This is a genomic window from Nostoc sp. CMAA1605 (assembly GCF_021596505.1).
In the GTDB taxonomy this organism is placed as follows: Bacteria; Cyanobacteriota; Cyanobacteriia; order Cyanobacteriales; family Nostocaceae; genus Trichormus.
The window spans coordinates 43,730-69,613 of sequence record NZ_PJIZ01000006.1; the positions used below are offsets into that span (position 1 = coordinate 43,730).

25 protein-coding genes are annotated in these 25,884 nt (G+C 42.8%); 14 read left to right on the forward strand and 11 right to left on the reverse strand.

The window, feature by feature from the left end:
- Nucleotides 1-95 precede the first annotated feature (95 nt).
- The 5 genes from rpsG (at nucleotide 96) to CV014_RS03810 (ending at nucleotide 5,556) form a co-directional block, all read left to right on the forward strand.
- Nucleotides 96-566, forward strand: coding sequence for a 30S ribosomal protein S7 (gene rpsG, locus CV014_RS03790; protein ID WP_103139238.1), 471 nt, complete (start codon nucleotides 96-98; stop codon nucleotides 564-566).
- Between the two features lie 140 nt (nucleotides 567-706).
- Complete coding sequence (fusA, locus tag CV014_RS03795) at nucleotides 707-2,785, forward strand: elongation factor G (protein WP_236140797.1); 2,079 nt, start codon at nucleotides 707-709, stop codon at nucleotides 2,783-2,785.
- Between the two features lie 22 nt (nucleotides 2,786-2,807).
- Complete coding sequence (gene tuf / locus CV014_RS03800) at nucleotides 2,808-4,037, forward strand: elongation factor Tu (protein WP_236140798.1); 1,230 nt, start codon at nucleotides 2,808-2,810, stop codon at nucleotides 4,035-4,037.
- A gap of 190 nt (nucleotides 4,038-4,227) precedes the next feature.
- Entirely contained in the window at nucleotides 4,228-4,545 is a 318-nt protein-coding gene (gene rpsJ, locus CV014_RS03805; RefSeq protein ID WP_015113498.1) for a 30S ribosomal protein S10, read from the forward strand.
- A gap of 360 nt (nucleotides 4,546-4,905) precedes the next feature.
- Nucleotides 4,906-5,556 (forward strand): LON peptidase substrate-binding domain-containing protein, encoded by a 651-nt coding sequence (locus CV014_RS03810; protein ID WP_236140799.1) that lies wholly within the window; start codon nucleotides 4,906-4,908, stop codon nucleotides 5,554-5,556.
- A gap of 15 nt (nucleotides 5,557-5,571) precedes the next feature.
- On the opposite strand, the gene pheA is transcribed toward CV014_RS03810, so the two are convergent.
- Both pheA and CV014_RS03820 read right to left on the reverse strand, forming a co-directional pair.
- Nucleotides 5,572-6,450, reverse strand: a complete 879-nt coding sequence (gene pheA, locus CV014_RS03815; protein WP_236140800.1) for a prephenate dehydratase — start codon at nucleotides 6,448-6,450, stop codon at nucleotides 5,572-5,574.
- Nucleotides 6,451-6,598: 148 nt separating this feature from the next.
- Entirely contained in the window at nucleotides 6,599-8,281 is a 1,683-nt protein-coding gene (locus CV014_RS03820) for a glycosyltransferase family 39 protein (protein WP_236140801.1), read from the reverse strand.
- A gap of 317 nt (nucleotides 8,282-8,598) precedes the next feature.
- Here CV014_RS03820 and CV014_RS03825 point away from each other — a divergent pair, with 317 nt between their 5' ends.
- Nucleotides 8,599-9,186: a DUF1997 domain-containing protein gene (locus tag CV014_RS03825; protein WP_103139232.1), complete on the forward strand. Its 588-nt coding sequence runs from the start codon at nucleotides 8,599-8,601 to the stop codon at nucleotides 9,184-9,186.
- Nucleotides 9,187-9,262: 76 nt separating this feature from the next.
- On the opposite strand, the gene CV014_RS03830 is transcribed toward CV014_RS03825, so the two are convergent.
- The 4 genes from CV014_RS03830 to CV014_RS03845 all read right to left on the reverse strand — a co-directional run bounded on the left by CV014_RS03830 (nucleotide 9,263) and on the right by CV014_RS03845 (nucleotide 15,787).
- On the reverse strand, nucleotides 9,263-9,964 hold the full coding sequence (locus CV014_RS03830) for a ribonuclease HII (RefSeq protein ID WP_236140802.1): 702 nt from the start codon (nucleotides 9,962-9,964) through the stop codon (nucleotides 9,263-9,265).
- A 9-nt stretch (nucleotides 9,965-9,973) separates the two neighbouring features.
- Nucleotides 9,974-12,079, reverse strand: a complete 2,106-nt coding sequence (locus tag CV014_RS03835; RefSeq protein WP_236140803.1) for an Rne/Rng family ribonuclease — start codon at nucleotides 12,077-12,079, stop codon at nucleotides 9,974-9,976.
- A gap of 555 nt (nucleotides 12,080-12,634) precedes the next feature.
- Nucleotides 12,635-15,316, reverse strand: a complete 2,682-nt coding sequence (locus CV014_RS03840; protein ID WP_236140804.1) for a TIGR03960 family B12-binding radical SAM protein — start codon at nucleotides 15,314-15,316, stop codon at nucleotides 12,635-12,637.
- Between the two features lie 162 nt (nucleotides 15,317-15,478).
- Nucleotides 15,479-15,787, reverse strand: a complete 309-nt coding sequence (locus CV014_RS03845; RefSeq protein WP_236140805.1) for an STAS domain-containing protein — start codon at nucleotides 15,785-15,787, stop codon at nucleotides 15,479-15,481.
- 481 nt (nucleotides 15,788-16,268) lie between these two features.
- Between CV014_RS03845 and CV014_RS03850 the strand changes: the two genes are divergently transcribed.
- Both CV014_RS03850 and CV014_RS03855 read left to right on the forward strand, forming a co-directional pair.
- Nucleotides 16,269-16,469, forward strand: coding sequence for a hypothetical protein (locus tag CV014_RS03850; protein WP_103139227.1), 201 nt, complete (start codon nucleotides 16,269-16,271; stop codon nucleotides 16,467-16,469).
- Nucleotides 16,470-16,591: 122 nt separating this feature from the next.
- Nucleotides 16,592-17,764 carry a pyridoxal phosphate-dependent aminotransferase gene (locus CV014_RS03855; RefSeq protein ID WP_236140806.1) on the forward strand — a complete coding sequence of 391 codons (1,173 nt, stop codon included), beginning with the start codon at nucleotides 16,592-16,594 and terminating at the stop codon, nucleotides 17,762-17,764.
- Nucleotides 17,765-17,960: 196 nt separating this feature from the next.
- Here the strand turns inward: CV014_RS03855 and CV014_RS03860 are convergent, their stop codons facing one another.
- Nucleotides 17,961-18,326 carry a hypothetical protein gene (locus CV014_RS03860; RefSeq protein ID WP_236140807.1) on the reverse strand — a complete coding sequence of 122 codons (366 nt, stop codon included), beginning with the start codon at nucleotides 18,324-18,326 and terminating at the stop codon, nucleotides 17,961-17,963.
- Between the two features lie 280 nt (nucleotides 18,327-18,606).
- On the opposite strand from CV014_RS03860, the gene clpS reads away from it, so the two are divergent.
- From clpS to CV014_RS03885, 5 genes are all read left to right on the forward strand, one after another.
- The gene (gene clpS, locus CV014_RS03865; RefSeq protein WP_236140808.1) at nucleotides 18,607-18,888 is read left to right on the forward strand and encodes an ATP-dependent Clp protease adapter ClpS; all 282 of its coding nucleotides are present in this window, start codon (nucleotides 18,607-18,609) and stop codon (nucleotides 18,886-18,888) included.
- A gap of 59 nt (nucleotides 18,889-18,947) precedes the next feature.
- Complete coding sequence (locus tag CV014_RS03870; RefSeq protein ID WP_236140809.1) at nucleotides 18,948-19,772, forward strand: CPBP family intramembrane glutamic endopeptidase; 825 nt, start codon at nucleotides 18,948-18,950, stop codon at nucleotides 19,770-19,772.
- A 2-nt stretch (nucleotides 19,773-19,774) separates the two neighbouring features.
- On the forward strand, nucleotides 19,775-20,074 hold the full coding sequence (locus CV014_RS03875; RefSeq protein WP_236140859.1) for a hypothetical protein: 300 nt from the start codon (nucleotides 19,775-19,777) through the stop codon (nucleotides 20,072-20,074).
- 133 nt (nucleotides 20,075-20,207) lie between these two features.
- Complete coding sequence (gene vapB / locus CV014_RS03880) at nucleotides 20,208-20,429, forward strand: type II toxin-antitoxin system VapB family antitoxin (RefSeq protein WP_236140810.1); 222 nt, start codon at nucleotides 20,208-20,210, stop codon at nucleotides 20,427-20,429.
- A gap of 1 nt (nucleotide 20,430) precedes the next feature.
- Entirely contained in the window at nucleotides 20,431-20,820 is a 390-nt protein-coding gene (locus tag CV014_RS03885) for a type II toxin-antitoxin system VapC family toxin (RefSeq protein ID WP_236140811.1), read from the forward strand.
- Here CV014_RS03885 and CV014_RS03890 read toward each other — a convergent pair.
- The 3 genes from CV014_RS03890 to CV014_RS03900 form a co-directional block, all read right to left on the reverse strand.
- Complete coding sequence (locus CV014_RS03890) at nucleotides 20,815-21,453, reverse strand: pentapeptide repeat-containing protein (RefSeq protein WP_236140860.1); 639 nt, start codon at nucleotides 21,451-21,453, stop codon at nucleotides 20,815-20,817. The two genes, CV014_RS03885 and CV014_RS03890, sit on opposite strands and share 6 nt — an antisense overlap.
- Entirely contained in the window at nucleotides 21,453-22,832 is a 1,380-nt protein-coding gene (locus CV014_RS03895) for a DICT sensory domain-containing protein (protein ID WP_236140812.1), read from the reverse strand. Before CV014_RS03895 ends, CV014_RS03890 begins: the two co-directional genes overlap by 1 nt.
- Nucleotides 22,833-22,951: 119 nt before the next feature.
- On the reverse strand, nucleotides 22,952-24,529 hold the full coding sequence (locus CV014_RS03900; RefSeq protein WP_236140861.1) for a photosystem II high light acclimation radical SAM protein: 1,578 nt from the start codon (nucleotides 24,527-24,529) through the stop codon (nucleotides 22,952-22,954).
- Between the two features lie 723 nt (nucleotides 24,530-25,252).
- Here CV014_RS03900 and CV014_RS03905 point away from each other — a divergent pair.
- Nucleotides 25,253-25,630 (forward strand): DUF1830 domain-containing protein, encoded by a 378-nt coding sequence (locus tag CV014_RS03905; protein WP_236140813.1) that lies wholly within the window; start codon nucleotides 25,253-25,255, stop codon nucleotides 25,628-25,630.
- An 87-nt stretch (nucleotides 25,631-25,717) separates the two neighbouring features.
- On the opposite strand, the gene CV014_RS03910 is transcribed toward CV014_RS03905, so the two are convergent.
- The gene (locus CV014_RS03910) at nucleotides 25,718-25,882 is read right to left on the reverse strand and encodes a hypothetical protein (RefSeq protein ID WP_236140814.1); all 165 of its coding nucleotides are present in this window, start codon (nucleotides 25,880-25,882) and stop codon (nucleotides 25,718-25,720) included.
- Nucleotides 25,883-25,884 lie beyond the last annotated feature (2 nt).

The following is a 25,884-nucleotide window of genomic DNA, read 5'->3' on the forward strand; positions in this document are numbered from 1 at the left end:
TGCAATAGACAAGTCTGTAGCTAACCATTGCTTCAGATAAACATCTGTCTGATAGCATATAATTTCGTTGCCAAAATCCGAATTAAGGGTATAGTATGTCTCGTCGTGGTGTTATTCAAAGGCGTCCAGTTCCGCCTGACTCTGTATACAACAGTCGGCTTGTGAGTATGATCATCCGACGGGTAATGCGTCATGGCAAAAAATCACTGGCGGCACGCATCGTGTATGATGCAATGAAGACTATAGAGGAACGCACAGGCACAAATGCACTGGAAGTATTTGAAAGAGCAGTGCGAAATGCTACCCCTCTAGTAGAAGTAAAAGCTCGCCGTGTTGGTGGAGCTACCTATCAAGTACCAATGGAAGTGCGTACAGATCGCGGTACTACCCTCGCACTGCGTTGGTTAGTACAGTTTTCTCGGTCTCGACCAGGACGCACAATGGCCAGCAGACTGGCTAACGAATTACTTGATGCAGCCAATGAAAGCGGGAATGCAATCCGCAAACGGGAAGAAACACACCGGATGGCGGAAGCAAACAAAGCATTTGCACATTATCGTTACTAAGTACAAAAGCGGTATATCGTGCATTTAAAAGCGGTATATCGCAGAATTACCAAACAAAAGTCGGTTTTCTTTAAAAGTATAGAATCTTAACAAAGAGTAATATACAAGATATCATGAGGCAAAAACCATAGGAGGCTACTGTGGCACGTACCAACCCGCTAGAGAAAGTACGCAATATCGGTATTGCGGCGCACATAGATGCGGGCAAAACAACTACAACAGAGAGAATATTATTTTACTCTGGGATAATTCATAAAATTGGCGAAGTACACGAAGGAACTGCCGTTACTGACTGGATGGATCAGGAACGGGAGCGCGGTATTACCATTACTGCGGCGGCAATTAGTACCAGTTGGAAAGATCATCAAATTAACATTATCGATACTCCTGGTCACGTAGACTTCACCATCGAAGTTGAACGTTCTATGCGGGTGTTGGATGGTGTAATTGCGGTATTCTGTTCCGTTGGTGGTGTACAGCCTCAATCAGAGACAGTTTGGCGGCAAGCAGACCGTTACAAAGTGCCTCGGATTGCCTTTATCAACAAAATGGATCGTACAGGTGCGAACTTTTACAGAGTTCATGAGCAAATGCGCGATCGCCTACGTGCCAATGCTATTGCAATTCAACTACCAATTGGTAGCGAAAGCGAATTTCAAGGCATTGTAGACTTGGTACGCAAGTGTGCATATATTTACACCAACGACCAAGGTACAGATATCCAAGAAACCGATATCCCCGCAGAATTGCAAGACCTGGTTGAAGAACACTACACCAAACTGGTAGAAGCAGTTGCAGAAGTCGATGACGACTTAATGAATAAGTACTTCGAGGGCGAAGCACTCACAGAAGCGGAAATCAAAAATGCACTGCGTAAAGGTACAATTGCCGGCACAATCGTACCCGTACTTTGTGGTTCAGCCTTTAAGAATAAAGGTGTGCAGTTGATGCTGGATGCAGTAGTAGACTATCTACCTGCACCCATCGACGTGCCAGCTATTCAAGGTACAGTCGGTAGTGGCGACACAGTTGAGCGTCGTGCTGATGACAACGAACCCCTAGCGGCTCTAGCCTTCAAGATTATGGCTGATCCCTATGGTCGCCTTACCTTCGTTCGTGTATATTCTGGCATACTGAAAAAAGGTAGTTACGTCCTCAACGCTACCAAGAATAAGAAAGAACGAATTTCTCGCCTCGTGGTTTTGAAAGCAGACGAAAGACTTGATGTAGAAGAACTGCGAGCAGGTGATTTAGGTGCAGCACTAGGTTTAAAAGACACCTTGACAGGTGACACCCTTTGTGATGAAAGCGCACCAGTCATTTTAGAATCCTTGTTTATTCCTGAGCCTGTAATTTCAGTTGCGGTCGAACCCAAAACGAAAAACGACATGGACAAATTGTCCAAAGCACTGCAATCACTCTCAGAAGAAGACCCCACCTTCCGTGTCAGTGTTGATCCAGAAACTAACCAAACCGTAATTGCGGGGATGGGAGAATTACACCTAGAAATTCTCGTAGACCGGATGTTACGCGAATTTAAAGTGGAAGCTAACGTAGGTGCGCCGCAAGTAGCTTACCGTGAAACCATTCGCAAAGCCGTCAACAGAATTGAAGGTAAATTCATCCGTCAAAGTGGTGGTAAAGGTCAATACGGTCACGTTGTGATTGACTTAGAACCCGGCGAACCTGGAACTGGCTTTGAATTTGTTTCCAAAATTGTCGGTGGTGTTGTACCCAAAGAGTACATTAACCCCGCAGAACAGGGAATGAAGGAATGTTGTGAATCTGGTGTATTAGCTGGATATCCACTCATCGATGTGAAAGCTACTTTAGTAGATGGTTCTTACCATGACGTAGACTCTTCAGAAATGGCTTTCAAAATCGCTGGTTCAATGGCGATGAAAGAGGCAGTATCCAAAGCTTCACCTGTACTCTTAGAGCCTATGATGAAAGTTGAGGTAGAAGTTCCCGAAAACTTCCTTGGTGATGTAATGGGCGACCTCAATTCTCGTCGTGGTCAAATTGAAGGGATGGGATCTGAACAAGGTCTTGCCAAAGTGACAGCAAAAGTCCCCTTGGCAGAAATGTTTGGCTATGCTACCGATATCCGGTCAAAAACCCAAGGTCGGGGTATCTTCTCCATGGAGTTTAGCCATTACGAAGAAGTGCCTCGCAACGTGGCCGAGGCAATCATAGCAAAAAGCAAAGGGAACGCATAATTAGAAAAGGAAACGAGCATACATGGCACGCGCAAAGTTTGAAAGAAACAAACCCCACGTTAACATCGGTACTGTTGGCCACGTTGACCACGGTAAAACTACCTTAACAGCAGCTATCACCATGACCTTGGCTGCTTTGGGTAAAGCTGAAGCTAAAGCTTACGACCAAATCGACAACGCACCCGAAGAAAAAGCACGGGGTATCACTATCAACACTGCTCACGTTGAGTATGAGACTGAAAACCGTCACTATGCTCACGTAGACTGTCCCGGACACGCTGACTATGTGAAAAACATGATCACTGGTGCAGCACAAATGGACGGAGCTATTCTTGTAGTAGCTGCGACCGATGGCCCCATGCCCCAAACCCGTGAACACATTCTGTTAGCGCGTCAGGTGGGTGTTCCTAAGCTAGTCGTCTTCTTAAACAAAGAAGATATGATGGAAGACGAAGAATTGATGGAACTAGTAGAACTCGAATTGAGAGAACTACTAACAGAGTATGGCTTTGATGGTGATGAGATTCCCATCATTAGAGGATCAGGTCTGCAAGCTCTAGAAGTCATGACCAAGAGTAACAAAACCATCCGTGGTGAGAATCCTTGGGTAGATAAAATTTATGCTCTCATGGATGCTGTAGATTCCTACATCCCCGACCCAGAGCGTGACATTGACAAGCCCTTCTTGATGGCGGTAGAAGACGTATTCTCAATCACTGGTCGTGGTACAGTAGCAACCGGCCGGATTGAACGTGGTAAGGTCAAGGTTGGCGATGTTGTAGAGTTAGTGGGTATCAGAGACACCCGTAACACCACAGTTACTGGTATTGAAATGTTCAAGAAGAGCTTGGACGAAGGTATGGCTGGTGACAACGCTGGTGTACTTCTGCGTGGTATCCAAAAGACTGATATTGAACGCGGTATGGTAATTGCCAAACCTGGTTCTATCACTCCTCACACCCAATTTGAAGGTGAAGTATACGTACTCACCGAGAAAGAAGGTGGTCGTAAAACACCCTTCTTTTCTGGCTACCGTCCCCAATTCTATGTACGGACAACTGATGTAACCGGCACAATCACTGCATTCACCTCTGATGATGGTAGTGCAGCTGAAATGGTAATGCCCGGCGATCGCATCAAAATGACCGTAGAATTGATCAACCCCATCGCGATCGAACAAGGTATGCGCTTTGCGATTCGTGAAGGTGGCCGCACCATTGGTGCTGGTGTCGTCTCCAAAATCCTCAAATAGTACCTTGTTACCCAAATAAATAAGAGCAGAGACGGGAAAATCCTCTCTGCTCTTTTATCTGAACCTTGATAAAGGAATTAGATATTAAATCTTGGGAATTAAAAACTGGTGATGAGATAGTTCTAATTACTCAATTACCAAAGCATTATCCTCAATTTCACACTTAAAATCAGAACCTGGAAAACTAAAGATGGCAACTCTACAGCAGCAAAAGATTAGAATTCGCCTCAAGGCTTTTGACCGTCGATTATTGGATACATCTTGCGAGAAGATTGTAGACACAGCTAATCGGACTAACGCTACAGCTATCGGCCCTATCCCCTTACCGACAAAACGGAAAATCTACTGCGTACTGCGTTCTCCTCACGTAGACAAAGACTCACGGGAACATTTTGAAACTCGTACCCATCGTCGCATTATTGATATCTACCAACCCTCTTCTAAAACTATTGATGCTCTGATGAAACTAGATTTGCCGTCTGGTGTAGACATTGAAGTAAAACTGTAATTAGTCCAGAGTCAGTAGGGGCGGGTTTTGGCAGATGTTCACATTTAAAAACAGATATGTTTGTTAAACCCGCCCGTACAACAGTCAACAGTGAAGAATTCCTGGACTATGAATTATTGACGAATGTATGAATATTAACTTAGCCCTGGAGAAATTTATTTCAGGGCTTTTTTATTAGCTCTAAAACAGATGATAGAATGTAGACACATTCCGCCAAGTTGAGATAAGTAGTCTTGCTTGAAACCGTTGACCTAGCCCAAGAAAAAAGGCACTAAATCTAAAATCTAAAATCCAAAATTGATATTACGGGGAAAGCAGAGAATCATCAATTTTTAGCATTAAATTTATACTTAGGTAACAATGACATCTTCTTCCAGAATAGCAGTTCGTGAACTACCTCTGTTCCCGTTACCCGAAGTAGTTCTTTTTCCCACTAGACCTTTACCACTGCATATTTTTGAGTTTCGCTACCGAATCATGATGAACACGATTTTGGAGAGCGATCGCAGGTTTGGTGTGCTGATGGTTGACCCAGTGACAGGCCAAATTGCTAACGTCGGGTGCTGTGCGGAAATTATTCACTACCAGCGTCTACCAGATGACCGCATGAAAATGCTCACCCTGGGACAGCAACGGTTTCGCGTTTTAGAGTATGTGCGGGAAAAACCCTACCGTGTAGGCTTGGTAGAATGGATAGAAGACCAGTCACCCAGTAAAGATTTATATCCTTTAGCTACAGAAGTCGAACAACTACTCCGTGATGTGGTCAGGCTATCAGCAAAGATTACAGAACAAAATATTGAACTTCCAGAAGAATTACCCGATTTACCCACAGAGTTGTCTTATTGGGTAGCAAGTAATCTTTATGGTGTCGCCGCAGAGCAGCAGTCTTTACTAGAAATGCAAGATACAGCTGCCCGCTTAGAAAGAGAAGCCGAAATCTTGATGACTACTCGTAATCACTTAGCGGCTCGTTCTGTACTCAAAGACACCTTTAGTCAAAATTCATAAATTGTGAGTTAATTGTCAAGACTCTTGCGTGCTAATTGGTAAAACATTATAACTACCAAATATTTTGAGAACTTCTGTATAGGTAGTTAGTTCAGCCAAAGCAGATTGCATTTGCGGTGTGTTGACGGCAGCTTCTAAGTCAATAAAAAATAAATACTCACCTAGCGATCGCTTTGTCGGTCGAGATTCGATCCGGCTGAGGTTAATTCCTTGTAGCGCAAATACTAGTAGAGTTTTCACCAACGCTCCAGGCACATTAGCAGGGACACTAAAAGCTACAGACGTATGAGTTGGAGTATGTAAGCGCAGTTGCTCTGTGATCTCCGTTTCTCCCTGACTGATCACCCAAAACCTCGTACAGTTTTCTGGATAGTCGTTAATTTGATGAGCTAGTATCGGTAAATTATAAATTTGTGCGGCTCTTGTAGAAGCGATCGCGGCAGCTTGTATATTTTTTTCTAATGCCTGTAATGCTTCGGTAGTAGAATTAGTAGGAATCAAACTCACATGAGCTAAAAACTCTCCTAGCCAGTTTTGGCACTGTGCCAAAGCTTGGGGATGAGAATAGACAGTTTGAATCTCATCTAAACTAGAAGCGCAAGAAATCAACGTGTGGGCAATAGGCATCACCAAGGCTGACTGAATCCTGAGACTATCTAATTGCCATAAGGTATCCATTGTCATGGTGACACTACCTTCAATGGAGTTTTCCACAGGTACAACAGCCAATTGGGTTTGACCTTGGGCAACAGCTTTTAATGATTGAGCAATACTAGGATAGGGATGTAAAATTGCTTCGATGCCTGTATTCTCTGTTAGCCATTTAACATAAAAAAGAGTTGCTTGTTCTGCGTAAGTTCCAGGTGGCCCTAAATGGGCAATTGAGATAGTCATATTACTTCACTCCCAATTCCAAATTCCAACTTGAAAATTAATTACTCCAACGCCATTTAGATTATGATGTTGGCGTTTTGATTACAGACTTAAAATATTTATCTTTGCTAGGGTGATAGACTGTATCATAAGCAAAATCAGTCTATTTTTAACTAGAAGTTTCTGAAGCTAGACAACGATAAAGTTTATAACTATATTCACCAGCAAAGCTGCCATATTGCTTATCCAAAGTGCAGTTTTGGGATACTAAATCAACTGGATTGCGATACTCCACTAACCACAAATCTAGAGGTCGGGGAACTTGAGTGAGTTTTTGTACCAAAATTTGTTGACTTTGAGTATAAGTATGAGTATTTGGGTCTTGAGCAGCTAGGAAAAATTGTAGATTCTGGTTGGGTTGATTTTGCAATTCCCATGCTAAACCCATCATTCTGCCAGTTTGACCATGATGGATATGTGTTGTAGCAATCAATACATTATTCCCTGAAGCTTTTTCAATGATTGCCGCCAGCACATCAGGACGTTGGTTTTGCAAGTAACCCCAATTCCCCGTAACTATCACGCCTCCCAGAGTTGCCATCAATAAAATCACACTGACTGCAACTTTACCATGTGTGAATAGTCCTGATTTCGCCACTTGATGCCAACAGCCTGCTAAAGCAACACCCAAAAGTAAAATGACTGCTGGGGCATAAAAAAACTGGAAACGAGCCGCCAAAGTCAAATCCTTCCCTAAGCCATAAGTCAATAGCAAAGTTAAAGCGATCGCCGCTAAGACATAATCAATTAAAATTTGCAGAGTCGGATTTTTATCAGCATCACTTTGATAACTTTTCAGTCCATGAATTATTTGTGGCAGACTCCATAGTAAAAACACCAAAGTCACCACACCAGAAATAATTATCACTGTTAGGGGTAAAGTTGTGAGTGCCGATGGTAACAACAACAGCATACTCATCAGCCACAGCAGTAAGCGCGCTAACGGTTCTAACCATCTACTATGGGGACTACTAGCGGCTACCCAACTGGTTAAATCATTACCAGGAATATTTTGCAGGTTAGGTATCCAAACTAGACAGCCGATAGCAGTACCCAAAGCAACTATCCCCAAACGCCACCAATTGATCTGCTGATTTTTCAGTAGCAAAACTTGTCTGAGTACAACTACACCTTCTGCACCCAGGGTCAACATGAAAAAATAATGAGTTGCTACCCCAAGACAATTAATCACTATCCAAGTCAACAATAACCATATAGGTAAAGATTGCTGACGACGGATTTTCTCCATAGCCGTGATGAGACAACATAAAGAAGCTATTACCAGCAACATCACTAAACTGTAATGACGGGCTTCTCTAGCTAAAAAGATTGTGTAAGGGGAAACAGCCATCATTGCTGCTGCTAACTGACCAACTAATTTCGAGCGAAAGGTCAAATAGCCAAAGCAGAACATGGCGGGAATTGATATTACTCCCAGTAAAGCACTGAGCGATCGCGCTGTGAAGATAGATGCAACTTCCCCAACAGGTGAAAACAACTTCATCCACACATGAGCCAAGACAAAATATACAGGGGGATGGGTACTATCTTGTAATAAATTTTGCATGACTGTGCTGATACCAGTTACCGATGTTAGTTGGAGTGGCTGTAACAAAATATCTGCACTAATTAGTTGATTGAGTGGTACTGTCCGAAAACTATTCCCCAAGCTAAACACCATCGTGGCACACTCATCAGTCCAAGGTGGCAAGGAATCCAGATCAAAAAAGCGTAAACTAGTGCCGATAACGACCCATAGCATTAACAATAATAGGTGAGCGTGAGTCTTCATCCAGGACTTCCAAATTGCAAAAGTGGGGTGAGAGCTATCCGTAGTGATGATAATAATTGGTTATTAATATAACTATGATTTCTAGTTTGCTGAGAATACTAGAAATTATTGTGAGATATTTTGCAATATTTAAGTTATGATTTTACTGTTTTAATCGCCAAAAATCTCATCAAGCATTGGAATATCTGAGGTTTGCTATAAGCAAATATATCTTGTCTGAGCAATGAGATTTTCTCAATAATCTTTTACGAATGAAAAACAATAAATTCGTAAATTAATTAATAATAAAATTATTAAACAATTACTGTCTTTAATTCATGGCTACCAGGTTTACTGCCTCCCAATCGGTAGAAATTGCTGTGGAACAGCAAACTATTCCTATTCAGCACTACTTGCGTCAGCCGCAACGTCTCGTTCATGCTTTGGTTGATCAAAGACGCATTCAGCAGCTTTCTGAGGAAGTATTTCGGTTAAAAATGCGGCCTTTGAGTTTTATGTCCTTGAGTATTCAACCTACTGTAGATATGAGAATCTGGGCAGAATCAAATGGCACAATTTACTTGCGATCGCTAGGCTGTGAAATTCTAGGTTTTGAGTATATTAATCAGCGTTTTTCCTTAAATCTAAGAGGGTATTTGTCTCCATTCATACAGGGTGAAGACACACGTCTGCGGGGTCAAGCTGATTTAGAAGTTCAAGTGGAATTACCCCCACCGTTTTCTTTTACACCAAAACCCATTCTAGAAACCACAGGTAATGGTTTACTCAAGAGTGTCTTATTAACAGTTAAACAGCGATTAACACATCAACTCTTAGTAGACTATCGTCAATGGGTAGTGTCTCAAACTCACAACCAGAGTTTGAGACGCGATGATCCTAACTTACCCTTCCTCAATCCCGAATAAAGGGCATAGTAGGGGAAGAATCATCTATAATTCTTTCCCCTACACCCTGGTTACTGAGCGCAGTCGAAGTACACCCCTACACCCCTACACCCCTATCCTGACAAGGACTAAAAGACTGACGGTGTAACGGTGAGGAGCCATACTTTTGCAGTGCTAATAAATGTTTCTTACTGCCATAACCCTTGTTATTTGCTAAATCATACATGGGATATTTGGCAGCTAAACGCATGATTAAATCATCACGCCAAACTTTAGCCACAATACTAGCAGCCGCAATGGAGAGCGATCGCTCATCCCCTTTGATGATAGTTTGTTGTGGTATCGCTAAATCTTTGACCAACTGATTGCCATCTATCAAGCAAATTGCAGGCTGTACCTGAAGTTTCTGTACAGCCCGCTTCATCGCCAACAGTGTCGCCTGCAAAATATTGATCTGGTCAATTTCCGCAGTGGCAGCATAACCAATTTTCCAATCTGTCGCTAGCGTACAAATTTGCTGCGCTAGCTGACATCTGCGAACACTAGATAGTTTTTTGCTATCTCTCACCCCAGCCGCTATCAGTTCGGGTAAAGCATGGGTAGGTAAGATGACTGCTGCTGCGACTACAGGGCCAAACAAACAGCCCCTACCTACTTCATCCACTCCTGCTATTAACCCAGAAACATTGGCCAAGGTGGAAGAAAACTCTAGCCAATGAGTTTCCTGGTGATTGGTTGTGGTGTCTACCGTTGGTGATGAGGGCGATACCTGAACAGTCTGCTTCCTCCTCTCTACCATATCGGCTTGTTAGATGTCGTCACCATCAGATTCCGCCGCAGAGGAGCGACGACGACGGCGACGGTTGGGAGTAGCAGCCATTGAGGTTTCATTTTCTTCTGTGTTGACTGCTGTTACCGTTGGTTCAGGTACGGTGACAGGGGATGATTTAGGTTCTGGCTTGGGTTCTGACTTGAGTTTGGGCGGGGTAAATTCTGAGGATGTTGACTCAACAACAGTTGCTTTGGGGATTTCTTCTGGGGGCGGCGTTGATGGTTGTCCTGGTTGCACAATATTAATGATGACCGATTTCGGATTTTTCACCTCTTGTTCTAATTTAATTAGCGGTGAAACTCCCATTAAAGCAAAGATATCTTGCTCTGGTTGTGTCATTTCCACAGTGCGAATTTCCGGCGGTTCTACCACAGGCTTAATCGGCTCGGCTTTGCTGACTTTAGTTCTGTCTCCCCTTTCTACCCAGCCGGATTTCCCCAAATTCGGTGAGGGTAATTCTGGTGTTGTACCCAGTTCTGTGTCGTTATCTAAATCTAAATCTGACTCGTTGATATAACCTAGAGAATTGTGGGAAATGCGATTTTCATCTTTACCATTGGCTCCATTGATACCAATGCGACTCCGGCGGGTGCGGGTGCGACGTTTGTTGTGATCATTGAGTTCTTGATAGCTGGGATGATTCATCAGATTGAAAGATCCCAAGTCAGCATCACTATCAAATCCTTCATTAAACCCATCGTAAGTTTCCCGCATATCTGTAAGGCGAGTCACGGGTAAACGAGGTTCTCTTTGGGTTTCTCTTTGGGTTTCTCTTGGAGTTTCTCTTTGGGGTAAAGATACAAATCTATCTGGTACGTCTACTGGGGTAGGTAAGCGGCTTTCAGTTTCCCCTGGTAGGCGGACTGTATGTCCTAAGCCACCGCAAGTAGAGCAAGTTTCACCAAATAATTCGTAAATATTTTGACCTTGGCGTTTGCGAGTCAGTTCTACTAAACCTAGCTCAGTCAGTTGAGCAATTTGGGGACGAGCTTTATCTGCTCTCAGGGCTTTGTTAAAGTGTTCTAAAACTTGTAGTTGGTCGCGCCGTGATTCCATATCAATGAAGTCTACGACGATTACCCCTGCAATATTTCTTAAACGTAGTTGACGGGCAATTTCTGTGGCGGCTTCGCAGTTTGTCCACAATACGGTTTCTCTGGCTGTTGCCGATCGCGTGAAGGAACCAGAGTTAACATCTATAACAGTTAGGGCTTCCGTTGGCTCAATAATAATATACCCACCAGAAGGTAAGTCTACCCTGGGCTTGAGGGCTTCGCGAATAGCAGCGTTAATGCGGAAATATTCTAAAATTGGGGAGCGATCGCGATGGTGGTCAATTAATAATCCTTGCGGTGTTTGACCTCCACTCCAGTTTTGTAAATATTGTTTAACTCGCTTTAATCCGGTGCTGGAATCCACCACAATCCGGTTGACATCCGCACCGTACATATCCCGCAATACACGCTGAATAAAATCATCGTCTCGATTTAATAGAGCTGGCGCACGGGTAGATTGAGCCTCTTGTTGAATCGCTTCCCACTGCTTTTGCAGCACTTCCAAATCTTCGATGATTGCTTCTTCTGGTTTACCTTCGGCTTCTGTCCGCACTAGTAAACCCATACCTGCGGGTTTAATTAAAATTGCTAATGCCCGTAATCGATTACGCTCATTTTCGCTTTTAATGCGTCGAGATAAGTTGACACCTCTGCCATAGGGCATCAATACTACATAGCGTCCGGGTAAAGTGATATTACCTGTCAGTCTTGGCCCTTTTGTGCCTGTTGGCTCTTTCATTACCTGCACCAAAACTTTTTGTTGTGGTGCTAATAATTCTGTAATTGCTGCTGCTGTGCGCTTGATTCGCAGTGGGCCTAAATCTGTTACGTGAATAAAACCGTTACGTTCTGGATCACCAATATTGACAAAAGCCGCGTCAATTCCAGGTAGGACGTTTTCTACTACACCTAAGTAGATGTCACCGATTTGATGATGCCCTGTGGCTACAACTAACTCTTGTATTTGATCTTCCGAAAACACGGCAGCGATTTGATGCTGCTCCGCGATAATAATTTGTTTTGGCATTCAATTTCCTCAAAAATCGGCAGCGTCAACGGGCTTGGAGGTTTGTTATGCCTCTCGCCCCTGCCAGCCTCCAAAGACGCTGTTAGTAATAAAAATTGTGAAGTCGAACTTCAAAATTAAAGAGCTATTGGCTAAGGAATTGCGTTCACACGCCTGATTATTCCAGAACGGCTGCATACTGTTTAAGCAAATAAATCAACCGTCCGTGGTTGATTTCTGATGCGATACCTTCACCCTCTAGGGATTGGGCATTCAGCAGGTGTTTTAAAAAGCATAGATAGAGAAGTTGACTGGAATCTGCTGTTAATTACTGATTCACAAGGTAGCTATAGAGAGAGTGTTCTTTAATCTGCCTTAGTTTGTCTGGGATAAAATCCAAGAAGCTTCACTCTGATATCTTGCTCGTTTGCTCCCTGACGACCAGGGTAGTTGTGAACCAGTTTCTTCAATGCAGCGTCAGAAAATTTCTCTTCATTTCATTCTAACGCAACCTTGCCAAAAATCAATTCCTATGATTGCGACTGGGGGCAACTACTAGCCAGTTGCCCTCTAGCATTATACCGCTAAGATTAGCTGATTGCGGTGAATATGCAGAAGATGAAATTTTGTGAAGTCTGTTCTCAGGTTGGCTGAGTTTTCCCCAGACACTACTTCTAGCATAGACAGAATTTGTTCTGGGCGCAATAAAAAACCATCTTGGCGACAGCTACCCACATAGCGGATAACAGCGATCGCTTCAGTTTCCGTACTGCTGGTAGAAATTAATTCCAACTCAAACAACCGTGAGCGCAGATTTATCATCTGAGTCTTGCCAGATTTAGTTGTTTGCTCACACAAAAGTTCTGTTTGCTGCTCGATTGCGGCTATCCACTCTTGCCATTGTGCTGGTGTGACTTCACTGGGGGCAGCAATAGTAATTAAATACTCTGCTTGTTCCAATAATTTATTAGCGGCGGGAGCTTTTAAATCTACTTCTGCCACACGATACACAGGGATATCTGGGGGCAGTTCTTGAGTCAGTTTTTGTTGAAATACTGCCAAATCTACAGGTTCAGTTAACTCAAAATCAACAATCTCACCGCTACTAGTAGCCCCTAAAGCTAAGGCACTGGCGACAGCAATTTTAGGACTGGGATGGAAACCGTTAGTGTAAGCGACTGGTAAACTAGCACGCCGCACCACTCGATCCAGCAACCGCATTAAATCTAAGTGACTGAGCAAAGCCATGTCACCTTGTTTACCAAACCAAACGCGCAGGCGTTGGGCTTTGTTAATGTTAGGGACGAATTCACCGGCGAATTCTGGAATGGTAGGTGGTTCGATAACGATGTTATGGCCAAAATCCGTGCCACATACACCACAATGGGAACAACCATCAAAAGAACAGTCTGGGACAACAGCCGCTTCCAGAGCGCGTTGTAAGTCCTCAATCAGCCACTTTTTGTCAATGCCGGTATCTATATGATCCCAGGGTAGGGGGTTTTCGAGGGACTGGGGACTGGGGATTGGGGACTGGGTATTGGGAAGTAATTCTACCTCGTCTACCTTGTCTCCTCTACCCGCCTCGGCTGCAAACAGATTCCATTCTCCGTTTTCCACCTGGCGGTATTTCCAATCTAGACCAGCTTCTGCGATCGCTTCTCCCCAGGCGGCAAAAGCTTTGTCTAGGCTGTCATACCAAGAATCCATCCCTGCGCCTAATTCCCAAGCACGTTGCACGACTTTACCTAAAGAGCGATCGCCTCTACCAATAAAGTCTTCCATTGCGGAAATTCGCACATCGGTAAAATTGACTTTTACGCCCCGAATGCGGCGGAACGCTTGCCGTAGTAGGTCTTGCTTCCGGCGAAATTCTGCCGTAGAAACTGAGTGCCATTGAAATGGTGTATGGGGTTTGGGGGTGAAGTTGGAAATTGTCAGGTTGAAGTTGAGTGGTCTTCTACCTTTACCCCGACATTCCCTTTGTAACCAACTAACTGTTTCGGCAATACCCAAAACGTCAGCATCTGTCTCCCCTGGTAAGCCGATCATAAAATATAACTTGATTTTATCCCAGCCTTGTTCCCAGGCAGTTTTGACACCTCGTAATAGTTCTTCGTTAGTTAAACCTTTATTGACGATATCACGCATTCTCTGTGTGCCAGCTTCGGGGGCAAAGGTGAGGCCACCTTGGCGTGTACCACCAAGAATATTGGCGATGTTTTCATCAAATCTATCTACACGCTGGCTAGGGAGCGACAGGGAAATATTTTCATTTCTTAATCGATTTTTAATTTCCATCCCCACAGATGGTAGGGATAAATAGTCAGAACAACTCAAAGACAAGAGAGAAAACTCATTATAGCCAGTGGCTCTCATGCCTTGTTCAATGGCTTCTACCACCTGTTCTGGTTCGACATCCCTAGCGGGTCGAGTCAGCATTCCTGGTTGACAGAAGCGACAACCACGGGTACAACCACGGCGGATTTCTATTGTCAGGCGGTCATGTACAGTTTGGACGTATGGTACTAGTCCAATGGAATAGGCGGGGATTGGGGTAGCGACTCGCCGCAAAATCCGTTGGGGTACATCTGGACGGACTGGTTTGACTGAACCATCTTTGTCTGGTGCGTAAAACTGCGGTACGTACACCCCAGGGATTTGCGCCAAGTCTAGGAGTAAATTTTCCCGACTTAGTCCGGCTTGTTTGCCTTCTTCTAAAATTAAGCCGATTTCTGGGAGAAGTTCTTCCCCGTCTCCCAAGGCGAAAAAGTCAAAAAAGTCGGCGTAGGGTTCAGGATTGGATGTTGCTGTTTGCCCTCCTGCGAAGATAAGCGGGTGATTCCCCTGCAATCTTGCTTGCCATGTCAGGGGAATTCCCGCTAAGTCCAACATTTCGAGAATGTTGGTTGCTCCTAATTCATAACTGAGACTAAAACCTAAAATATCAAATTCTTTTAGCTCTCGCTTCGACTCAACCGCAAACAAGGGGGTATTTGTCGCCCTGAGTTTGTCGGCTAAGTCTGTACCTGGTAGGTAAGCGCGATCGCACAACTGTCGGGGTTGGGCATTCAAAATGTTATACAGGATGATATGCCCTAAATTAGATGCACCAACTTCGTATACTTCTGGATAAGTCAACACCCAGCGTATAACTGCCTGATTCCAAGGCTTATGTACCGCCAGTTGTTCGTTACCCAAGTAACGGCCTGGTTTTAAGATATCAGATGTGATTAATTGTTCAAATGCAATAGCCACTTTGCCAACTTTGCGCTACTCGAATTACAGCTACGTCTTCCCTCCAACATTAGCATTGATTAGCTATTTGGGTGGCTTTTGTTGTAGCAAGTTACAAGTGTTTTACACTTAGTTGCTCAAAGGCGTGGCTTGTGTTAATCTAGCGAGCCTGTGTGCAAGAAGTTATCCCTGAGATATCTCGAAAATCTGATCAAGTTGAGTCAACTCTAAAACTATTTTGATCGCTGGGGATACGGAATCAAGCTGAAAGCCTTTGCCTAGATTCTGAGCTAACTTCAGCGCAGATACTAAAGCCATCAGTCCAGAACTGTCACAAGAATCTACTGCTGCTAGGTCTACTAATAACCCAGCCACATCTTCTTGAGCTAGCGTTGTGGACAACTCTCGCTCAAACTCCAGCGCGTTAGTTGCATTTAGGCAGTTATGGGGACAAGTAACTGCTACCTTTTGACTCTTTAGTAGTGCTTGCATATAGGCATCCTAATCAGAGTTATTTAACCATGAAGCTTGAATTTATTTGAACATAAACTGTCAGCTCATACATCGACCAGATGTCTTACATCTCTTTGCTGAATCTTTATTTTTTTCCTGTGTATGTTTAAAGTTGTCATAATTTCGGAGTAAAAAGTATTTATATATACTTTTTTTCTAATGAGTTACCAAAAAAATCAACATAGATAACCACAAAGCAAAAGACGGGAAAACAGTCATCCATAATTGTGCGGAAAAATCATGCCCGTCTTGAGAGGTACAGCAAATTGAATTGTTATATGGCCAGGGTTGAAGGGCATTTGCTGTTGATGATATTTGTGGCAACTGTTAAGTTTAATCAGGAACTATCTACTTGAATTAAGTGTGATTTAAATCACTAGTACAATAGTGTGACAATCACATTTTATACTGAGCTTCATCCTGGATAATTTAGTATCACTTTATATTGGGTTCATTACCTATGAGAACTAGATACGTAATTCGTCAGTTAGTGCAGAAAGCCCTCGATATCAAGAAATTAACTCCAGAGATAGAGAATGAAATCAACTCCGAATTGACTCAACAAGGTTACATATCGGATGTAGATTACGAGGCTTTGGAATTGTTAATGACCGAAATGGATGCTGGGCGTATTCAGTTAGTGCCAAGTCTGGGATATTAAATTTCATTGATGACAAGCATCTAGAAAACCTGCTGCTTCTACACGATATTTACTATTTATTTACCTGGTGTGGCGTAAACTGTGCTAGTGAGTCTTCACTTGTGCATTAGTAAAAAGTCGCCATGCAGCCTGCTAAACGTTTAGAAAAAATTCCTCCTTATCTATTTGCTGAGATTAACCGCAAACGGGAAGAACTTGTCGCCCAAGGAGTTGACATCATTAATATGGCAGTGGGTGATCCTGATAAGCCAACTCCTGCTCATATTCTCCAGGCCATGCACACAGCAATTGATCAAGCGAGTAATCATAATTATCCACCCTATGATGGTATGCCAGCTTTTCGGGAAGCAGCAGTGGAGTGGATGAAAAGGCGTTTTGGTGTTGCAGGATTAAACCCGAATACAGAGGTTATATCTTCCATTGGTTCTAAGGAAGCTATACATAATACTTTCTTAGCTTTTGTAGAAGCAGGGGACTATGTATTAATACCTGATCCTGGTTATCCCGTGTATCGAACTGCCACAATTTTTGCTGGGGGTGAGCCATTTACTATGCCTCTAAAGGCAGAAAATAAATTCTTACCTGACCTTAGTCTCATTCCTGAAACTGTAGCCCGAAAAGCAAAACTATTGTGGATTAATTACCCAAATAATCCCACTGGGGCTTTAGCTACCCTAGAGTTTTTCGAGGAATTGGTGGCGTTTTGTCGGCATTATGAGATTTTGCTGTGTCATGATCATGCCTATTCCGAAATGGCTTACGATGGTTACAAGCCACCGAGTGTATTGCAAGTACCATGTGCTAAAGATGTGGCTATTGAATTCCACAGTCTGTCTAAATCTTACAATATGACAGGTTGGCGGATTGGTTTTGTCGTGGGCAATGCCAACGGGATTAAAGCTTTAAGCCAAGTCAAAACCAATGTCGATTCGGGCGTGTTTAAAGCTATTCAACAGGCAGCGATCGCAGCTTACAATACTGATGAAGCTGAATTAACGAGTTTGATGTCAGTGTATCAAAATCGCCGTGACATAGTTATTCAAGGACTACAATCTTTAGGCTGGCCTATTGAACCACCAAAAGCCACTCTCTACGTTTGGGTACAAGTACCTTCAGGATATTCTTCTATTGAATTTGCTAACCTCCTCCTAGATAAATGCGGTATCTTAGTCCCTCCAGGTAACGGCTACGGTGCATCAGGAGAAGGTTACATCAGAATTGCGTTGACTATCTCTGACGAACGTTTACAAACAGCAATAGAACGGATGCGAGATGCGGGAATTCGCTACAGTTGATAGCGAGTACACCAATTTTGGATTTTGGATTTTGGATTTTGGATTAAAAGCTTAGATTCATAGCCTATTCCAGAATCTTGAAACAATACCACTTGTCCCAATTTGGTATAACACCTGACACAGCTATAGTCTCACCCCACTCAATACTCAGCACTCAACACTCAGCACTCAACACTCAGCACTCAACACTCAGCACTCAGCACTCAGCACTCCTCACTCTCTCCTGATAAGCTTGCCAAAGTTGGTGAATAAACTGATGGAGTTTGCTTGTAGCTGTTGTGTCTAGTTCTGATTTTGGTTCTTTAGCCAAAAGTTGACCTAAAAAGGTGATGACTTCTGTGTCTAGGGCTGGCCGAAACAACTCACCAGGCCACAACAAGTCAGAACCATCCCGCAAGTCAGTAATTGTGGGTATTTCTGGGGTGTGTGTGACTAGGAGTAAGGGACGCACCCAGCATAACTGACGGGAAACCACAACTTGAATTACTTCCGCATACAGATTTTGATCATCATGCTCTAAAGACACTATTTGTCCTGGTTGAAAATCAAAACTCATGTCCATAATTACTTGATTTAAGGCAGTAGCACGGATTAGTTGATGGTTTCTTCTAACCTTATTGTAGAAGTGAAAGGGACGAATTACCGTCAAGCTCAGTAGAATGATGGGGAGAACCCGACACCTGAAAACCCTCTTCCCTTCTATCTTCTACCTTTTCGACGGGGAACTTTTGATCAAATATCAGGTTTTGGTAAAAATGCCCTAGAATAAGTGAATAACTGTTAAGCGATCGCCTAAACAGAACCCTGTTGTAGTAAACCAGCAAATTAGAAGAGCAAAAGTCGTGTCAGTCGAAACCATTGAGAAGCGTTCTACATCCCGCAAGCTTGCGCCTCGGTATCGCGTTTTGCTCCATAATGACGACTACAACTCTATGGAGTATGTGGTACAAGTGCTAATCACTACAGTACCCAGCCTGACCCAGCCCCAAGCTGTCAGCATTATGATGGAAGCCCACACCAATGGGCTAGCTTTAGTCATTACCTGCGCGCAAGAACACGCCGAGTTTTATTGTGAAACTCTCAAAAGTCATGGACTTAGTAGTACGATAGAACCTGAAGAATAGTTGTGAGTCATTAGTCATAATCTGAAATGATCAAGTTGTGACTTTGGACTCAATTCGATATGAAAATTAATTTGATGAACTTAGCTCAACGCCCCGCCCCCATTCGGCTGGGTTGTTTTATTTTAGTCCTATTATTGCTGTGGTTGCCTATAGCTGCACCAATTTATTTACTAGTAGATGATTCTAATAGAGTCAGCATCATCACAATGGTGGTGTTATATGTAGAGTTTATTTTCCTGTTGAGATTCTGGGGTCAAAAAGTCTATCAGCAACCACAGATATTAAAGCTTTATGGGTTGAAGTTCACACGACGTAATGGTGTAGAACTACTTTTTGGATTTATTTTAGGCATAATTAATATTTTTATTTTATTTGGAGCGCAAAGTCTTTTAGGTTGGCTAGTTTGGCAGTCACCGAAAATCTTTCTGCCAAAGCTAATTTTAGAAGGGTTACTTGTGGGTATTGGTGTAGGGTTTGCGGAAGAATTATTATTTCGTGGCTGGTTATTAGATGAGTTGCAAAGAGATTACACTCAGCCTGTAGCATTGTGGACAGATGCACTCATATTTGCAGCTTTACACTTTATCAAACCACTAGCAGCAATTATTGAAACATTGCCACAGTTTCCCGCTTTAGTCTTGTTAGGTTTAACGCAGGTATGGGGAAAGCGTTGGCGGCGGGGACTTTTGGGCTTACCTATAGGTTTACATGGTGGTTTAGTAGGTGGTTACTACATTATTAATGTGGGGGGATTAAGTCAATATTCTGGTCGAGTTCCCAACTGGGTAACTGGCGTTAATAATAATCCCTTACAAGGATTAATGGGGGTATTTTTTATGAGTATCTTAGCAATATGGATGTGGCGGCGGAGTGTGAAAGGTTAATGATGAATAAATACGGTGTGATTTTATTAATATTAATATTAATAGTATCTTGCTCTTGGATGTCTCCTGCTTGGGCTATAGTCTGCCGCCACTATGAAGGACATGAAATTTGCATTCTCAGTATCAAACGTAGTGCGAAAAAATATTGGGAATATCAAGCATCTGTAAGTGTTGATGGAGTGAAAACACCTGTAGAAATTTACAATTGTCGAGGTAAGTTTAAATTACAAAAAGATAGGAATGTCATTCAATTTACTGAGAATAGTCCTGGTGAAATGATTTGTAGTTTTTTTAATAAATAGGTAATTACAATTATTTTTGTGCTATAGCAATATATAAGTCAAATTCACAATTACTACATGGTAGGTAATGACTGTTTAAGGAAATATTAACTAAATTTTATTATTTAACTTTAGTTAATGAAAAGGAGTATTTATGAATACAGATGCAGCTTTATGGCAAGCCGTTCTTAAAATGCCAGATGTTCTTAAGACAGAACTTTTACATTATGCAGAATATTTACTAGCAAATTACCCAAATCTTACAAAACCAACGGAAAAGCTTGAAAAACAACATGGTTATGGTAGTTGGGCTACTCAAATCATTATGTCTGATGATTTTGATGAACCACTAGCAGATTTAGAGGAATATATGTAAGATGAAATATCTTTTAGACACTCATACATTCCTTTGGTATTTACTTGGCGATCGCAATTTAGGACTGAAGGCAAAGGAAATTATTGATACTAAAGAGAATTTACATTTTAGTATTGTTAGTTTATGGGAAATTGCCATTAAAATTAACATTGGCAAGCTGACAATTAATCGACCGATTGACGGGTTGTTGGCAGAATTGCAGTATATCAATGCTCAAATTTTATCTATAGGATTTGAAGACATTGAATTATATGCTAAACTCTCTTTTCCAACTAACCATCGTGATCCATTTGATCGGCTTATGGTGGCGCAAGCAATGAATCATGGGTTAGTTTTATTGAGCCGAGATTCAGCTTTTGATGCTTATTCAATTCAGAGGTTATGGTTATAACCTTTTCTCCATTAAAGTACCGACTAAACAAGCTTTCTCTAAATTCACACCATTTAAATTCGCACCTTCCAACTCAGCACAAAGCAAGTTAGCCCCGATGAAATTCGCCCCGGCTAAATTCGCCCCTCGTAAATCAGCTTCTTCTAAATTGGCTTCACTCAACAACGCCCCTTGCAAGTCAGCGCGGCTTAAGTCTGCGCCTTTGAGATTTGCACCCGTTAAGTTAGCACCCCGCAAATCAGCACCGCGTAAATCAACGCCTTGCAAATTAACGTTCATCAAATTAGCACCACTTAAAAAAGCACCAGCTAGGGACACATCACTCAGTCTTGCGCCCATCAAGCTAGCACCACGCAAGTTACTACCTCGTAAGTCAGCACCAGTTAAATCTGCTTGCATGAGGTTAGCCCCCATCAGATTAGCGCGTAAGTCGGTGGCTTGGAGGTTAGCACCCATTAAATTTGCGCCTTCTAAATGTCCGCCTTCGAGTTTAGAACCTGTAAAATTAGTCCCGACAAGGGTAGCACCGGCTAAATTAATGCGGCTTAAATCCAGTTGAGAGAGTTCCTCATCTTCTAAATTTACCCCTGGAAGATGTTTCAGTTGTCCTTGTTTGATAGCTTCAATATTCATCATGGGTAAATTCTCATCTCTTCACTGGCCTGGTTTTGACTTTGCCACCGGGAATCAAGCAGCCACATACCTGTGCTAGCTTTGGTTGTCATTAGGGGTAAGTCTAAACCCTGTTGTAAGCCCATAACTAACAAAGTGAGTGCATCTAATAGTTTAGGGTCAAAGCGGTGAGATTGTTGTCTACATTCGGCTAAGGCTTGAGCAAATATTTCTTCTCGTGGCTGCTGGGAAGATTTTTGTTGATTAACTCGCCATTGAAATTCAGCAACTAAAGCCAAAATTCTGGACTCTAAAGGAATCGCATCACCGACTAATCCGGCTGGTTCTCCTGTACCATCCCAATGTTCGGTTTGGTGTGTGATAATTTGGGCTACTGCCCTTAATCTGGGCATTTTTCGTAATACTTGCGCGCCTGGAACTAGTGGACAACTAGGTGCGGTTTCTTGCTGATTTGTAGTATGACTGCTAGTGAGGACACTGGGTGCTGTGCGGAATGGATCTATGCGATGTAATAATGCTGCTAGTTTTAGTCTTTTGATTTGCCATGCAGGGAGATCCAGAAGTTGCGCCATTGTTTCCGCGATCGCACTCACTTCCGTGGCGGCCATAGGATTATTAATATCCCCTAGTTCCATCAACTGCGCCATCCGCAAAAATGCTTGCACTTCGTTAGAAAGCAAGTTGCTATCTAAGGCTTGCTGACGCATTGTGGTAGGAATTGATAGTTGTTCCTGTCCAGTTTGCAAATAATCTACAACACGGGAGACAACTGTACTTAAGTCTTCTGGGTTAATGATGGCTGGGGGAATGGCTTGTTGATGCGCCGAGAGTTTCTGTGCTAATTCTGGATTGTACTTTTGAATGTGAGCGATCGCTAATTCTGCTGTCTCACTCACCAACGTCGGCTCAAATGTCCACAACCCATAAAACTTACGCTCTAAATCGGTAGCAGGTAATCCTCTGGCACCATAATCAGCATCTGACAACTCTTGACAAAGTACCATTGCTGTGTATTTGGGCGATAAAATAATCAAATGCCATTCCTGTGCCACTGGATCAGTTTCATCCAGTCCTATCAAGTCCACATTCGACAATTGACTAGTAGGATGTTCCACAAAGCCCGTATCTGGTGCAGCCATAATCACGATTTGGCGGCTATTTTTGGCAATGTCTGCGTATCTTTCCGCCTCCTGCAAATACCACTTACCTCGTTGAAAAGCTGTGATGACTAGGGGTGTGCTGTCATCGCTTAATATGTGGTCTTCCAGCGCATGGCACAAAGCCACCAGCGTATTTTTATAATACACCCCAAAGTGAATCGGCCTAACAGTCGAGCGATGGGCGGTTTCTAGTAGTTGGAGAATTGAACCTTCTAGCATAGGCAGGGGGCAGGGGAGGCAGGGGGGCAGGGGAGGCAGGGGAAGCAGGGGGGACAGGGGAAGCAAAGAAGAAAAACTAATGAGTCATTACTCACAACTCAGCACTCAGCACTCAGCACTCACAACTCAGCACTCACTAACTGTTTCTCTTTCGTTTCTATCGGTGCAGATAGTGCTGCTTCTAAATCGGCACAACCCAACTTTTCCTCTAAGATGTTCATGACTTCTCGTCCGAAATCGTTGGGGTTTCTTTGCCAGGCTTGCAAACAAACTTCACCAAAGAATGAACCAAGGGGTTCAGGATTCCATAGTAGTTTTTTAGCAGTCCACGGCATTAAACTCATGGGATTATACCCTGGTTTGAGAACACCTTGTTTCAAGGCATATTCTTCTAGGTGGGTATGGGGTTGTAAACCGATAAAGAAAATGGCGGGTTCAACTTTATCCGCCCCGAAAATCTTTTCTAGTTCTCGGTGGTAAGCAATGGTTTGACGAATGGTTTCGGGACGTTCATCGATAACGTTAAAGGAATAGTTAACAGAGACTAAATCGTTGAAACCAGCTGCTTTTAAATCACGACAATTTTGCAGTACAGTCCGCAAGTTGTAACCCATCCGCATTTTCCGCACGAGTTCTTGAGAACCGCTAGTAATACCAATTTCAAAGTAATTCATCCCTGTTTTCGCCATCAAATCGCACAACTCTGGTGTGAGGTTGTCAGCTCTGATGTATGCTGCCCAATGAATATCCGTCATCCCAGAATCAACGATTTTCTGTAAGAGTTCTACAGCATCGTCAATAAATCGCCGCGCCGGGATAAACTGAGCGTCTGTAAACCAGAAATTGCGAACACCACGATTATATAGTTGGCGCATTTCTGCCACTATTTCTTCGGCGGGGTTAATTCTTACCTGTTTCCCTTCGACAACGGTATACACACAATAACAGCAGTTGTGGGGACAACCTCGTTTAGTCTGTACACCGATGTAAAAGTCTTGTTCTTGGAGGTAATAATTAAACTCTGGCCAAATAGTTTCTATATAGTCATAGTTACAGGCGGTTTTTTCTAGGGGCGTGGGTTGTTCGTGAATGAGTCGTTGTCTTGGTTGGGCTTCCCCTACCACATAACAACGTTCATCTCGAAATTCTTTACCACTCAGAAATTTTTCCAGCAGGGTTTCCCCTTCACCTACAGAAATAATTGTGCCTGGGGGTAGGCTTTTTCCTAATTGTTCGTAAAATACGCTAACTGCACCGCCACCAACGACAGCACGGGCTTGAGAATGATATTGTCTGGCGCGTTTCAAACCCCGTTTGATGAGTCCCAGGTTACGCCACAACTCTACATAGTAAGCAATGAAAATGCGTAAACCGCCCAAAGCACCACGCAATTTAATGAAGGGGTTTTTCGCGTAGTAAAATTCAAAGGCGTTTTGTAGCGGATTCCCACCACGCCCACCCACTGGGGCGTAGATTTGAATATCCCGCCAAGAAAATACTAGTAGTGTAGGCTGGAATTCATCGATACAACGATCTAAGGCTAAGGCATAGTCTAGAGGTGGGACTGTTCCCAAATCAAAAATACGTTGTTCGATGTGGGGAAAAACCTTGTGGACGTGATCACTTAAGTAAACAACCCCTATGGGGAAGATAGGGTTACAAGGAAGGCGAACATACAAAATTCGATTTTCCATCATCTTGCCGGTTTTGGGGAAAGTCTGAGAAACTATTAATTTCTTATGTGCTAATTGAGTAAGCATTTAATTAGCAATCATACTTGACATTTAAGCAGATTCTTGATAAGTAAGTTTGCTTAGTTTTGGCGAGTATGAATCAGGTTTTATGAAGAAAATTTTCATATATCTTTACCATAACATTGAGTTTCTCAGAAAGTTGCTCTCCGTTCACGTGATTTGATGAATGGGGAGGAAAATTTTAGTGTGTTCTTGGAAACTTCCAGAAAATAAACTATCCCATTTCTGTGAGAAGACATCGTGATTTTTCCCACTGCCCCCCGTCCTCTGACCCTTGCCTACAGAGTGATAGTATATTTTTTAAGTTTGAAGTCCTTTGAGCTACGCAGAGTGTTAACCATTAACCTGTGATCCCTGTCTTCATCTTTACCAGATAAAAAAAAGGCAGAAATTCCCCATACTTAAGATTCAAGAGTGCTGAACGTAAACAGTATGGCGATGCTCAAGGTTAATTAATTTAGGTAAAAACTCAAAAAATTTCATTTGTAGTGTAAAATTATATGTGGCGTAAAATTTTTTATTAAAAGTTCATAACTTGAACATAACTTTAGATAGAAATAAGGCAGAAAATTTCAGTTGGTAGTCGGAGTTACAGCATATAGGGATCAGCAAGTGTTAACTTTGCTGGTGTAATGTAAAATTGTGGCGTAAAGCTCCTCGGCAGTTATGGCTCAAATATTAGATCCTCTACCACCTGAGCAATTGGGGAAAGTTCTCTGCTGTTACATCAATGCCACGAGCAAAATTCAGGTAGCCCGCATCACCAACATTCCCAATTGGTATTTTGAAAGGGTAGTTTTTCCTGGACAACGCCTCGTGTTTGAAGCTCCTTTAGATGCTCACATGGAGATTCATACAGGTATGATGGCGAGTGCGATTTTATCGGATACAATACCGTGCGATCGCTTGGCCGTGATCGAACACAGCAACAGTGAATTAGATACAAAATCAATCGGTGCAGACCCTATTAGTACAAAGGCAATTGTGCAACCAAATAATACAAAATCTAGTGATACAACAAAACCTTTAACAGTTTCTGGTTAAGCATCAATTGATAAAAAAACAAATTTAAAACTTCAAAGGTTGCTGATTGCAGCAGCCTTTTTATTTTTAGTCAATAGTCAATAGTCATTAGTTATTGGGCATTGGGCATTGGGCATTGGGCATTGGGCATTGGGCATTGGGCATTGGGGTAAAATCTACCTTGTCTACCTTGTCTACCTTGTCTCCCAGTCCCCAATCCCCAGTCCCCATTCCCCAATCCCCAGTCCCCATTCCCCATTCCCCATTCCCCATTT